The organism is Variovorax sp. N23, from assembly GCF_025486315.1.
In the GTDB taxonomy this organism is placed as follows: domain Bacteria; phylum Pseudomonadota; class Gammaproteobacteria; order Burkholderiales; family Burkholderiaceae_C; genus Variovorax.
In genome coordinates this window covers 36,562-48,995 of record NZ_JAOOPY010000002.1, presented here as the reverse complement: position 1 = coordinate 48,995, position 12,434 = coordinate 36,562, and the positions used below count along the sequence as shown (strand labels likewise).

The 12,434-nt window shown below is 72.2% G+C and carries 10 protein-coding genes; 7 read left to right on the top strand and 3 right to left on the bottom strand.

The genetic code is table 11. The features are described from left to right. Window position 1: 1 nt before the first annotated feature. On the bottom strand, window positions 2-1,330 hold the full coding sequence (locus tag N8A90_RS03130; protein WP_262073198.1) for an MgtC/SapB family protein: 1,329 nt from the start codon (window positions 1,328-1,330) through the stop codon (window positions 2-4). Window positions 1,331-1,543: 213 nt separating this feature from the next. Here N8A90_RS03130 and N8A90_RS03125 point away from each other — a divergent pair, with 213 nt between their 5' ends. Next, the gene (locus tag N8A90_RS03125; RefSeq protein ID WP_262073197.1) at window positions 1,544-2,128 is read left to right on the top strand and encodes a hemerythrin domain-containing protein; all 585 of its coding nucleotides are present in this window, start codon (window positions 1,544-1,546) and stop codon (window positions 2,126-2,128) included. Between the two features lie 27 nt (window positions 2,129-2,155). On the opposite strand, the gene N8A90_RS03120 is transcribed toward N8A90_RS03125, so the two are convergent. Continuing rightward, window positions 2,156-3,802: an ATP-dependent DNA ligase gene (locus tag N8A90_RS03120; protein WP_262073196.1), complete on the bottom strand. Its 1,647-nt coding sequence runs from the start codon at window positions 3,800-3,802 to the stop codon at window positions 2,156-2,158. Beyond that, entirely contained in the window at window positions 3,799-4,836 is a 1,038-nt protein-coding gene (locus N8A90_RS03115) for a ligase-associated DNA damage response exonuclease (protein ID WP_262073195.1), read from the bottom strand. Before N8A90_RS03115 ends, N8A90_RS03120 begins: the two co-directional genes overlap by 4 nt. A gap of 209 nt (window positions 4,837-5,045) precedes the next feature. Between N8A90_RS03115 and N8A90_RS03110 the strand changes: the two genes are divergently transcribed. From N8A90_RS03110 to N8A90_RS03085, 6 genes are all read left to right on the top strand, one after another. Further along, a complete protein-coding gene (locus N8A90_RS03110) occupies window positions 5,046-7,067 on the top strand; it encodes a diguanylate cyclase domain-containing protein (RefSeq protein WP_262073194.1) in 2,022 nt (673 codons plus the stop codon). 19 nt (window positions 7,068-7,086) lie between these two features. Then, window positions 7,087-7,992 carry a LysR family transcriptional regulator gene (locus N8A90_RS03105; RefSeq protein ID WP_262073193.1) on the top strand — a complete coding sequence of 302 codons (906 nt, stop codon included), beginning with the start codon at window positions 7,087-7,089 and terminating at the stop codon, window positions 7,990-7,992. Between the two features lie 115 nt (window positions 7,993-8,107). Beyond that, window positions 8,108-9,292, top strand: a complete 1,185-nt coding sequence (locus tag N8A90_RS03100) for a ring-opening amidohydrolase (RefSeq protein WP_262073192.1) — start codon at window positions 8,108-8,110, stop codon at window positions 9,290-9,292. After that, a complete protein-coding gene (locus N8A90_RS03095) occupies window positions 9,289-10,698 on the top strand; it encodes an amidase (RefSeq protein ID WP_262073191.1) in 1,410 nt (469 codons plus the stop codon). Before N8A90_RS03100 ends, N8A90_RS03095 begins: the two co-directional genes overlap by 4 nt. Beyond that, the gene (locus tag N8A90_RS03090; protein WP_262073190.1) at window positions 10,695-11,915 is read left to right on the top strand and encodes an FAD-dependent oxidoreductase; all 1,221 of its coding nucleotides are present in this window, start codon (window positions 10,695-10,697) and stop codon (window positions 11,913-11,915) included. The genes N8A90_RS03095 and N8A90_RS03090 overlap by 4 nt, the downstream gene beginning before the upstream one ends. Continuing rightward, entirely contained in the window at window positions 11,912-12,430 is a 519-nt protein-coding gene (locus N8A90_RS03085) for a glyoxalase (protein ID WP_262073189.1), read from the top strand. Before N8A90_RS03090 ends, N8A90_RS03085 begins: the two co-directional genes overlap by 4 nt. Window positions 12,431-12,434 lie beyond the last annotated feature (4 nt).

Here is a 12,434-nt window from a genome sequence, read left to right as displayed (position 1 = left end):
CTTAAAGCGATTCGACCGTGCCGGGAAATTCGGCATCGACGCGCAACACGGATGCAGCAGCCAGTTCCAGCGGGTGATCCCGCAGCCAGACCGCGGTGACGGTGGCACAGGCCAGGCTCGCGACCAGTGCGGCCGCCACGCGCAGCGCATAGGCCCGGCCGCCGGCAACCCAGGCCACGATGCAGCGCGTGAGCGTGTTGGCGCCGACCGCCACGAGCACGCCTCGGACGAACTGCGCCGTCGACAGCGTGTCGGCCGCGTGCAGCGAAGCGAGCGACGCCACCGGCGCGTGTGCGTCGACCAACGCCGCCAACGCGATGCCGACTTGCAGCCCCGTGTTGCCGAAGTGCCGCTGTGCCGTTCCCACCAGCAACGCCACCGAGGCCAGCACCAGGGCCACGACGAGCGCCTCGCGCGGGCGCAGCGCGCTGCGGGTGACGGGCGGCGCTTCGAGCGCAGCGGATGGCTGATGCGACAAAAGCGGCAACAGCGCCACGGCGGTCGCGCCTGCCGCTCCGGCCAGCGCGACCGGCAGCAGCGCGATTCCGGCTGGAGGGGACAGTGCCGCGGTCATCGTCAGGGCCAGCACCCAGGTGGCCACCGCCGACAAGGCGGCGGCGCTGGCCAGCAGGCTGGTGTGGAGCGGCTGTCGACGCGCCCGGCTTCCGAATGAGGCCACGGTGGCGGTGCTCGACACGAACCCGGACGCAAAACCTGCCCCGAGCAGGCCGCCGCGCACGCCGAGCCAACGCACCGCCGCCTGGCCCGCCGCCTGCATCGCCATGATCAGCAGCACCATCGCGGCCAGCGGCCGGGGCGAGATGCCGGCGAGCATCTCGATGGGCTGGGCGGGAATGAGTGGCAACGCGATCAAGGCCAGCGCGCCCAACAGCACACCGTCGTTGAGCTCCTGCTCGCTGAGCAGTTCGGTGGCGAACCGGTGCAGCCTGTTGCGCGCCGCCAGCAGCAGCGCCAGGCCCGTTCCGCAGGCGGCGCCCAACGACGGCTCGATGACGCACAGCACGCCGATCAGGTAGGTCGCGAACAAGGCGATCTCCGTGGTCATGCCCGGGTCCGGCGAGCGGCTCTTCCAGTGCGACACCACCGCCAGTGTGGCGACGAGGGCGCCCCCGATGGGAACGAGCGCCGGGACGGGCAGGCGCTGCGCGATCGCGCCCGCGACCGCGGCGATGGCGAAGGTGCGCAATCCCGCCGCGGCTCGGCGGTCGCCATCCCCCTTGCGGCGTTCTCGCTCGATGCCGACGATGAGCCCGATGCCCAGCGCCACGGCCAGCCCCACGAGCGAGGCCGACGATGTGAAGATGTCCATTCCGCAGTGTCGCCCCGGGCGGCGGCGCGTCAAGACGCCGACATGTGCCGGCCCGCCGCCCGAGCCTGCGGACTTGATCCTTCGCAAACCGGGAAGGCCCAGGCGACCTGACTTGATATCGATCAAGGGCGACGCCTTCCGCGTGCGGAGAATGGGGCCGGGGCCAGCTGCCATGCCCGGGCAGCCGCGCCCCTCCCGCAAGCAAGGATGGCCATGACCTACGCCAGCGTTCGCATCATCCGTCTGGAGCACGCCGCACTCTCGGCCGTCCTTCGCTCCATCGTCATGCTGCTCGAGCAGTACCGCAAGCAAGGCGCCCTGCCCGACTTCGCGACCCTGCGGGCGATGCTTTTCTACGTGGACGAGTTCCCGGAGAAGCGGCACCACCCCAAGGAGACGGAGCTGCTGTTTCCCAAGCTGCGTGCGAAGACGCCGCTCTCGCGCGATCTGCTGGACAAGCTCGACAGCGACCACGCCAGCGGCGAGCGCCGGATCCGCCATGTCGAGCATGCGCTGCTTGCCTTCGAGATTCTCGGCGAGCCGCGCCGCGCGGCGTTCGAGCAGGCGGTGGGGCAATACGTGGACTTCTACTTGGCGCACATGACGCTGGAGGAGCGCGAGATTCTGCCGCTGGCCGAGCGCGTGCTCACCGACACCGACTGGCGCGAACTCGACGATGCATTCGCACACAACGGCGACCCCTTGGCCGGGCACGTACCGGATCGTGCCTACAACGCCCTGTTCACCCGCATCGTCAATCAGGTGCCGGCACCGATCGGACTCGGACCGGCGCTTTAGGGGCGCGACCGACGCCAGCAGCGCGACCTACCCCGGCAGCAATGCCGCCAGCGTCTCCAAGGTATCCGCCGCATCCACCGGCTTGTCCTCCCGCCAGCGCAGCATGCGCGGAAAGCGCACGGCGATGCCGCTCTTGTGGCGCGTGCTCTTCGCGATGCCTTCGAAGCCGAGCTCGAACACCAGCGTCGGCTTCACGCTGCGCACCGGGCCGAAGCTCTCGATGGTGGTCTTGCGGATGACCGCGTCGACGCGACCCATCTCGGCGTCGGTGAGGCCCGAGTAGGCCTTGGCGAAGGGGACGAGCTTGCGGTCCGGCTGCTCGGGCGGGCCGTCCCACACGGCGAAGGTGTAGTCGCTGTAGAGGCTGGCGCGGCGGCCGTGGCCGCGCTGCGCGTAGATGAGCACGGCGTCGATGCTGAGCGGGTCGATCTTCCACTTCCACCAGGTGCCGACGTCCTTGGTGCGGCCGACGCCGTAGTGCGCGTGGCGCTGCTTGAGCATCATCCCTTCGACGCCCATCGCGCGCGCGGCCTCGCGCTGGCGTGACAGGTCGCTCCAACTGTCGCCGGTGAGCATCGGGCTGGCGATGAGCTGCGGGTGCTGCACCTGCGTGACGAGTTCGTCCATCCATGCCCGGCGTTCCTGCTGCGGGACCGCGCGCAGGTCGCGGCCCTGCCATTCGAGGAGGTCGTAGCCGAGCAGTACCACCGGGATCTCGCGCAGCAGCTTGGCGCCCACCGTCTTGCGGCCGATGCGGCGCTGCAGCTCGGCGAAGGGTTGCACACGGTCGTCTCTCCAGACCACGATCTCGCCGTCGAGCACCGTGCCGTCGGGCAGCGCCTCGCCCATGGTCGCGAGTTCGGGGAAGCGGTCGGTCACCAGCTCCTCGCCGCGCGACCACAGCGACACCGCCCCGGCGCGCTTGACGAGCTGGGCGCGGATGCCGTCCCACTTCCATTCGACGATCCAGTCGGCCGGTGGGCCGAGCAGCGCATCGAACTGTTCGACCGGCTGGTTGAAGGGATGCGCGAGGAAGAACGGGTACGGCTGGCCGCTGGTCTTCTGATCGAGCTCGCTGTCGTTCTCCGCGCCGATGAGCGCCGCGTAGTCGGCCGCACTGGGCTGCCCGCTGGTGTGCGTGTAGCCCATGAGCCGCTGCGCCACGCGCTTGGGGTCGAGTCCGCCGACGGCCGCCAGCGCCTGCGTCACCTGCAGCCGCGACACGCCGACGCGGAAGCTGCCGGTCATGAGCTTGAAGTAGACCAGCCGCTCGTCGACGGCGAGCTGGCGCCATTGCGAACGCAGCGTGCCGGCGAGTGCCTCAGGCGCTGTCTTTCGCAACGGCAACAGATGCCGCTCGATCCACACGGCCAGGCCGAGATCGTGCGCCTCGGTCGGCGGCGGCAACAACAAGGAGATCGTTTCGGCCAGGTCGCCGACGGCCTCGTAGCTCTCGTCGAACAGCCACTCGGGCAGGCCGGCGGCCTCTTGCGCCAGCAGGCGCAGCAGCCTGGTGGGCACCAGTTGGCGTGGCTTGCCACCGGCGAGGAAGTACACCGCCCACGCCGCGTCTTCGGGCACGGCGGCCTGCAGGTAGCGCTGCAGGGCCGCCTGCTTGGCGAGGCTCGACGTGGTGGCGTCGAGTTCGCGGTAGAGGGCGGCGAAGGCTTTCATGGCGCGGCGTCGGGCGCCGCAGGCTTGGCGTCGCCCTGGTCGGCCACGTCCTCGTCGCCGTATTCGGTCTTGAACCCCTGCGCCTCCAGCCCGTTCTCGGTGAGCCAGCGCACCAGTACCGCGACGCTGCCGTGCGTGACGAACACGCGCTCGGCCCCCGTGCCGGCGATAGCCTTCTGCAGGCCGGGCCAGTCGGCGTGGTCGCTCATGACGAAGCCGCGGTCGACACCGCGCCGGCGACGCGTGCCGCGCAGCTGCATCCAGCCGCTGGCGAAGGCGTCGGCGTAGTGGCCGAAGCGCCGCATCCACGGCGTGCCCTGCGCCGTGGGCGGCGCCAGCACCAGCGCACGCCTGAGCATCTGCGGGCTCACTTCCGGATCGGTCGCGCGCAGGGTCGACGGCAGCGCGACGCCGGCGGCGCGGTACACGGCGTTCAGCGGCTCGACCGCCCCGTGCACCACGATCGGCCCGATGCCCGCATCGACGCCGTGCAGGATGCGCTGCGCCTTGCCGAAGGCATAGCAGAACAGCACCGACGCGCGGCCCTCCTCCGCATTGCGGCGCCACCAGTCGTCGATCTCGGCGAACAGCACGGCCTGCGTCGGCCAGCGGTAGATCGGCAGGCCGAAGGTCGACTCGGTGATGAAGGTGTCGCAGGGCACCGGCTCGAAAGGCGGGCAAGTGCCGTCGGGCTCGGTCTTGTAGTCGCCCGAGGCCACCCACACGCGCCCGCCGTGTTCGAGCCGCACCTGCGCGGAGCCGAGCACATGGCCGGCCGGGTGCAGCGAGATGCGCACGCCGTGGTGCGTGATCGCCTCGCCGTAGGGCAGCGTCTGCAGCGCGATGTCGTCGCCGAGCCGCGTGCGCAGGATGCCTGCGCTGTCGGTGTGGGCCAGGTAGTGCCCGTGTCCGACCCGTGCATGGTCGGAATGGGCATGGGTGATGACCGCGCGCGCCACCGGCCGCCAGGGGTCGATATAGAAGTCGCCGGGCGGGCAGTAGAGGCCTTCGGGGCGGGCGACGACGAGGTCCATGGCGTCGATGCTAGCCCGCAGCCCGCCGGAAAGCGGACGCTCACCGGCGCGTTGTGCCGTGTGGATTGGCCTACAAGGGCACCATATGTATTTCGCCAAGGGCCTTCGGAGACACGCCACAATGATGTTTCGCGTCGACCCGCCCCACCCCTGAATCCCGTTTGGAACGCCCGGCCCACGCCGCGCGCCTATAGCCTCATCGATTGCCCATGACCGGTCGCGACTTCCACTGGCCCGCCGCCCTCGGCTCCCTCAAGCTGCGCATCATCGCGGGCGGCGTCGCCGCGTTGTTGCTGGGCATCGGCCTCATCACCCTCCTGCTGGTGACACGCGCCGAGAAGGACACGCTCGCCACCGAACAACGCCGCGAAGCCAACGAAGTCGCGCGCACGGCGGCGCTGCTGTCGCGGCGGTTGATCGAACTGCAGCTCGCACTGGGGGCGGTCACACCGGAACTCGGGATGGTGGCCCTGGGCGACGAGGCCGCCATGCGGCAATTCGCCGAATCGCAGCCCGTCCTGCGCCGTCTGTTCACCGGCCTGTTCGTGGCTACCGAGGACGGCGAGATGAGGGTTCGCGCGAACAGCACGGAGGTCAGCGTGCTCCCGCGCCTCAGCCTGGCCGACCGCGACTACTTCCAGCGGACGCTGCGCGAGGGCCGGCCGATCATTTCCGAACCGGTGTCGGACCGCCTTCGCGGCGAGCCGGCCATCGTCTTCACGCAACCGATCCACGATGCCACAGGCGCGGCGGGAATACTGGGCGGCACCCTTCGCCTGAGCAGCCGCGACCTGCTCGACGGGCTGGTGGACGATGATGGTCTCGAGTCGGCCGCGATGCTGGTGGTGACGACCCAGCACGGCCAAGTGCTCGCGCACCCCGATCGCGGACGACTCATGACGCATCTGTCCGACGAGCCGCGCTTGGCGCAGGCCTTTGCCGGGTGGCGCGCGGCGGGCTCGCCGATCGAGCCGCTGGGCATCCAGTTGAAGCAGCCCGGCGAACTGGTCAGCGCCGCCGGCGTGCCGGGGCCGGACTGGATGATCTGGCGCGCCCGCGCCGAGGCCGACCTGCTGGCGCCCTTGCGCGCCGCGCGGACCGACGCGCTGATCGTCGCGGTCGCGCTGATCGCCCTCATGTTGGTCGCCTTCCTGGCGCTGCTGTGGCGTCTGCTGCGGCCGCTGACGCTGTTGGAGCATCGCGCACAGCACCTGTTCGACGGCACGCTGGCGCCGCACGCCGGCTGGCCGGCCGCGGCCGGCGAGATCGGCAGCCTGAGCCGCGTGCTGCGCCGTGTGGGCATCGAGCGCGTGCAGCTGGAGGCGACGAACGCTGAGACGATGCGCAAGCTCGGCTCGGTCATGAGTGCGGCGCCCGTGGGCATCGCCTTCGTGCGCGGCGAGCGTTTCGAGCTCGTCAGCGCCGAGTTCTGCCGTCTCTTCGCCAGCACCCAGCACGACCTGATCGACCAGCCGGTGCGCATGCTCTTCGCGTCGGACGAGGACCATGCCGCCTTCCTCGCCCAGGAACGCGGCGAGTTCCGTGCCCTGCAGCCCTACCGGGGCGAGTGGCAGCTGCTGCGGCACGACGGCACGCGCTTCTGGGCCGGCCTGAGGACCAAGCCGGTGGACCCGGCCGACCGCACGCGCGGCACCATCTGGACGCTCAGCGATGTCGAGGACCAGCGGGCCGCCCGCCAGCAGCTCGAATGGTCGGCCGCGCACGATGCGCTCACCGGGCTGGCCAACCGCGCGACCTTCGAGCGGCAGGCACAGCGGCTGGTCGAGGCACTGCCCGCCTCGCTGCCGGCCGTGCTGGTCTTCCTCGACCTCGACCGCTTCAAGCCGGTGAACGACACCGCCGGCCACCTCACGGGCGACCTGATGCTGCTGACGGTGGCCACGGCGATCACCGCCCGTGTGCGCGCCGGCGACCTCGTGGCCCGCGTCGGCGGCGACGAGTTCGCGCTGCTGCTCGAGCACTGCACGCCCGAGATGGCGATGCGCATTGCCCACGACGTGCGCCGCGCCATCACCGAGGTCGTGGTGCCGTCGCCGCACGGCCCGCTGAGCGTCGGCGCCAGCGTCGGCGTGGCGGCGCTGCAGGTGGACATGGGGACGGTGAACGACTGGCTGCGGGCCGCCGACGCGGCCTGCTACGCCGCCAAGGCCGCGGGCCGCGACACGGTGCGGGGCGCGCTGCTGCCGAACCCCGCCCACAGCGGCCTCTGAGCACGGCGACGCCGGCACCATGCTCCACCCGCCCCGCCATTTCGTCTACCTCGACGCCGTCGCACGGGCCGGTTCGATCCGCAAGGCGGCGGAGAAGCTGCACGTGGCCTCGACCGCGCTCAACCGCAAGATCCTCGAGATCGAGTCCGACGTGGGCACGCCGCTGTTCGAGCGGCTGCCGCGCGGCGTGCGGCTCACGTCCGCCGGCGAAGTGCTGATCGCGGCGGTGCGCCGCAGCATGGCCGACATGCGCTCGGCCGAATCGCAGATCGAGCAGTTGCGCGGCCTGGTGCGCGGCACGGTGCGCATCGGCTGCGCCGAATCGGTCGCCGTCGACCTGATCCCCGACACCATCGCGCAGTACCAGCAGACGCACCCGGGCGTGCAGTTCCAGCTCGTCGCAGGCGTGACCGGCGTGCTGGTGGCGGCGCTCCTGGCCGACGACGTGGAGCTGATCCTGGTGCACGACCCGGTGCCCTCGGACGCGCTGCGCGTCATCGCCGCCATTCCGCAGCCGCTGTGCGCCATGCTGCGGCCCGACCACCCGCTGGCCGACCGCGACACGCTGCGCCTGGCCGACTGCCAGGAGTACCCCGTGGCGCTGGGCGACCGCTCCTTCGGCAGCCGGCGCCTGCTCGACGCGCTCATGGCGCGCTCCCACATGACGCTGCAGGTGGCGCTGGAGGCCAGCACGGTGCAGACGCTGAAGGAATTCACCCTGCGCACCGGCGCCATCAGCTTCCAGTTCCAGATCGGCACGCAGAACGAGGTGCGGCGCGGCGCGCTGGTGGCGGTCCCGCTGACCGACCGGACGCTCACGAACAGCCAGCTGGTGCTGGTGTCGCGCGCCGGGCGCACGTTGCCGATCGCCACGCTGTCTTTCATGGAAGCGCTGGTCAACCGGTTGGCCGCGCTGCCGGGCTGAACGCCCTGACAGCACGCAAGTGCACACAAAATGTGTGCGGTGCGAGAGAAACTATGCGCTGGAAGTTTGCAGGGGCGCTGCCCATACTCGGTGCATCTGTTGCATTGCAGCACCCATGGACGCCCTGCTCAATCCCTCTCCCGCCGCCTCCGACCGTGCCGAACCCGCGGCCGACACACGCCCCACGCTGCGGGTGCACCGCCTGGGCATGGCCCACCCCGGCGACCTGTCGGAGCTGGCCGCGCTGCTCGACGCCGGCACGCTGCGGGCCGCCGACATCGTGGCCGTGATCGGCAAGACCGAGGGCAACGGCGGCGTCAACGACTTCACCCGCGGCTACTTCACCCAGACCCTCATGGCGCTGCTCGCCGAACGCACCGGCCGCCCGGCCGCGACGCTGCTGCGCGAACTGCCCTGCATCCTCTCCGGCGGCACCGAGGGCGTGCTGAGCCCGCACTACGTGGTGTTCTCGCGCAGCGGCCGGCCGGACGCTTCGGGGGCCGACGCCGCCGGCCCCGGCGCGCTCGCCATCGGCACCGCCGTGAGCGCGCCGCTGGCCGCGCAGCACGTGGGCCGCTGGGCGCATGTGCGCTCGGTGGCCGACGCGGTGCGTGCGGCCATGCGCGACGCCGGCATCGCGCGCACCGAAGACATTGCCTTCGTGCAGGTCAAGTGCCCCTGCGTGACCGCCGCACGCGCCCAGGCCGCCGCCGCGACGGGCCACACGGTGCTCACGGCCGACGCCAACCGCTCGATGGCCACGGCCCGTGCGGCCGGCGCCTTCGGCGTCGCGATCGCGCTCGGTGAACTGCCCGACGACCCGGCGCTCGAAGCCGCGATGCTCAGCGACTTCACGCGCTTCTCGGCGCGCGCCAGCGTGTCGTCCGGCGTCGAGGTGGAGGCCAACGAGGTGATCGTGCTGGGCCACAGCCCGCGGTGGCAAGGCGACCTGCGCATGGGCTGCGCACCGATGCGCGACGCCCTCGACCTGGGCGCCGTGGCGCAGGCGCTGCGCCCGCTGGGGCTGGCGGCCGAGCCGCAGCTGAACGAGGCCGACGCGGCCCGCGTGGCCGCCGTCTTCGTCAAGTGCGAACCCGACCGCCGCGGCCGCGTGCGCGGTGCGCGCCACACCATGCTCGACGACACCGACATCAACGCCCAGCGCCACATCCGCGGCGCGGTGGGCGGGCTGGTGGCCGGCGTGCTGGGCGACGGGCGCATCTTCGTGTCCGGCGGCGCGGAGCACCAGGGGCCCGACGGCGGCGGGCTGGTCGCCGTGATCGCGCGAGGCATGACATGACCGCCCCCTGGCAGCTCGACATCGGCGCGCTGGCGCAGGCCTATGCCGCCCGCACGCTCTCGCCGGTCGAGGCGCTGGGCAGCGTGCTGACGCGGCTCGACGCGGTCAACCCGCAGATCAACGCCGTGATCGCACGCGACGACAGCGCCGCCTATGCCGCGGCGCGCGAGAGCGAACGCCGCTGGCTACGCGGCGCCCCGCTGTCGGCGCTCGACGGCGTGCCGATCAGCGTGAAGGACAACATCCCCGTGGCCGGCATGCCCTGCCGCTGGGGCAGCGCGCTGTACCCGGCGCACGCACAGTTGCGCGACGAGTCGCCGGTGCAGCGGCTGCGCGATGCCGGTGCGCTGCTGTTCGCCAAGACCAACGTGCCCGAGTTCACGCTGCAGGGCTACACCGACAACCTCGTCTTCGGCACGACGCGCAACCCGTGGGCCACCGCGCTCACGCCCGGCGGCTCGAGCGGCGGCGCGGCCGCGGCCGTGGCGGCGGGCATCGGCCCGGCGGCACTGGCCACCGACGGCGGCGGGTCGATCCGCCGGCCCGCCGCCTACACCGGCCTGGTCGGGCTCAAGCCCTCGTGGGGCACGGTGCCGCGGGCGCACGGCCTGCCCGAGATGCTGCCGGGCCTGGAGGTGGTCGGCCCCATCGCCCGCAGCACGGCCGACGTGATGCGCGTGCTGCAGGTGATCGCGCCGACGCTCCTGTGGCCCCTCGACCCGCTCGCCACGCCGACGCCGCAGCTGCTGCGCATCGCGCACTGGTCGCGCATCGCCGGCAGCCCGGTCGACCCGGTCATCGACCAGCGCATGGCCGCTGTCGCGGCCCAGCTGCGCGGCATGGGCCACCTCGTGCGGGAGGCCGACGCCCCGGCCGCGGTGCATGTGTTCAACCGGCTCGCCTGGCCGGTGCTGAGCGCCACCGGCCTGGCCGCCGTGCTGCACGACAGCACGCCGAAGGACGATGCGCGCATGACGCCTGCCCTGGCCGCGATGCTGGTCACCGGACGCGCCCTGCGCGCGGTCGACCTGTTCAACGCGCAGGCCCACCAGCGCGCGCTGAACGACGCGATGGAGCGCGTCTTCGAGGAGGTCGACCTGGTGCTCACGCCCGCCTGCGCGGCCATGCCGTGGCCGGCCGAGCAGAGCCATCCGACCCACATCGACGGGCGGCAGGTCGACCCGCGCGGCCACGCCGTGTTCACCGCCTTCGTCAACGGCGCCGGCCTGCCGGCACTGGCCCTGCCGGCCGAACCGTCGCCCGACGGCCTGCCCATCGGCTTCCAGCTGATCGGCCCGCACGGCAGCGACGCGCTGCTGTGCGCGCTCGGCCTGGCCTTCGAGCGGCTGCAGCCGCAGGCCCGCCGCTGGCCGCTCCCACCTCCTTCCGAAAGTCAACCCGCATGAAGATCGTGATCATCGGTGCCGGCGTGGCCGGCGCCATCCTGGCGCGGCGCCTGGCCCTGCTGCCCGGCGTGGCGCTGCACTGCCTCGAACGCGTGAGCCCCGAGGACCATTCCGAGGCCGGCACCGGCCTGAACGTCGGCCCCAACGCGATCAAGGCGCTGCGCCTGTGCGACCCGGCGCTGGCCGCCGAGGTGGAGGCCGCCAGCCTGCCGTGGCAGCGCTGGCAGGTGTCGCTGACCGATGGCACGCCGCTGTTCGACCTGCCGCTCGCGCAGGTGGCCGACAACCCGGGCATCCGCATCCGCTGGTCGGAGCTGTACCGCGTGCTGCGCGCCGGCGCCGGCCCGGCCATCCGCTACGGCTGCGAGATCGACGCCATCGGCCCGAGCGCCGGCGACCCGGCGCGCACCACCGTGCGCTACACGCAGGGCGGCGTGCAGCACACGATCGACGACATCGACCTGCTGGTGGGCACCGACGGCCGCTACTCGGCCACGCGCGCCGCCTTCTCGGGCCTGCCCGAGCCGCGCCACGTGGGCGTGGCGATCGTGCGCACGCTGGTGCCCGACACCAGCGGCGGCCTGGTCGACGACTACGGCCAGTGGTTCAACGGCGCGCACCGACTGCTGGCCTTCCGCGTGCCGCCGGACCACGTGTACATCGCCGCCACCTTCCCGATCGAACCCGGCGCCCCCATCGACGACGCCTGGAACACCGAGGCCGCGCTGCGCGCCGCCTACCGGCCCGCGGGCGGTGCGCTCGGCGCGCAGGCGCAGTGGCTGATGGACGCGCTGTGCGCCAACCTCGCGCAGACCCACTGGGCGCGCATGCAGGAATCGGACGTGCGCTTCGCCGAGCCGGTGCGCCAGGTGATGTACCTCGGCGACAGCGCGCACGGCATGGCGCCGACGCTGGGCCAGGGCGCCACGCAGGCGATGGAAGACGCCTGTGCCGCCGCGATGATCCTCGCGCGCGAGATCGGCGCCGGCCGCCTGGCGCCGCGCGACTGGCTGGCGCAGGTCGAGGCTGCGCGGAGCGAACGCATCCGCTTCGCGATGGCGCTGTCGATCGCCGCGACCGACACGATGCTCGCGGGCGCCGACCCGGTCGAGGGCGCGCGCTGGAAGACCGAGCCAGGCTTCCTCGCGGACCTCTCGGCGCTGTTCCGGGACGTATCGATCGGCGCACCGGCCGGCGGCGTCGAGGCCGCGGCATGAACACCGCCATCACCCACGGCCTGTTCCACCTCGCGATCAAGACCGCGAACCTCGACGCCACGCGCGCCTTCTGGGTCGGCGTGATCGGCCTGCGCGAGATCGCCCGCCCCGACTTCGGCTACCCGGGTGCCTGGCTGGCCTGCGGCCAGCCGGGCGGCCAGGCCATCATCCACGTGTACGCGGGCGGCCCGGCGCTGGGCGATGCGGGCCAGGTGCCGAGCGGCACCGGCGCCATCGACCATGTGTCGCTGGCCTGCTCGGGCTACCACGCGTACGTCGCGCGCTTCCGCGCGGCGCAGCTCGACTGGCGCGAGTTCCTGGTGCCCGGCACCACGCTGTGGCAGCTCTTCGTCCACGACCCGAGCGGCGTACAGCTCGAGCTCACCTTCGAAGGCGCGGTCGAGCCCGGTGCGCCGCCCGACATGTCGGCCCCCCGCGTGTACCGCGCGGGGCAGAGCTTCTTCGATCCGAAGTCCTACCCCACCCTTTCATCGCCTCTCAATCTTCCGGAGTAACCCA

Bases quoted from the DNA above. Each gene is read 5' to 3' on its own strand.
- N8A90_RS03120 (WP_262073196.1), bottom strand. From the start codon at position 3,802: ATGAAAGCCTTCGCCGCCCTCTACCGCGAACTCGACGCCACCACGTCG.
- N8A90_RS03115 (WP_262073195.1), bottom strand. From the start codon at position 4,836: ATGGACCTCGTCGTCGCCCGCCCCGAAGGCCTCTACTGCCCGCCCGGC.
- N8A90_RS03090 (WP_262073190.1), top strand. From the start codon at position 10,695: ATGAAGATCGTGATCATCGGTGCCGGCGTGGCCGGCGCCATCCTGGCG.
- N8A90_RS03085 (WP_262073189.1), top strand. From the start codon at position 11,912: ATGAACACCGCCATCACCCACGGCCTGTTCCACCTCGCGATCAAGACC.
- N8A90_RS03110 (WP_262073194.1), top strand. From the start codon at position 5,046: ATGACCGGTCGCGACTTCCACTGGCCCGCCGCCCTCGGCTCCCTCAAG.
- N8A90_RS03105 (WP_262073193.1), top strand. From the start codon at position 7,087: ATGCTCCACCCGCCCCGCCATTTCGTCTACCTCGACGCCGTCGCACGG.
- N8A90_RS03095 (WP_262073191.1), top strand. From the start codon at position 9,289: ATGACCGCCCCCTGGCAGCTCGACATCGGCGCGCTGGCGCAGGCCTAT.
- N8A90_RS03130 (WP_262073198.1), bottom strand. From the start codon at position 1,330: ATGGACATCTTCACATCGTCGGCCTCGCTCGTGGGGCTGGCCGTGGCG.
- N8A90_RS03125 (WP_262073197.1), top strand. From the start codon at position 1,544: ATGACCTACGCCAGCGTTCGCATCATCCGTCTGGAGCACGCCGCACTC.
- N8A90_RS03100 (WP_262073192.1), top strand. From the start codon at position 8,108: ATGGACGCCCTGCTCAATCCCTCTCCCGCCGCCTCCGACCGTGCCGAA.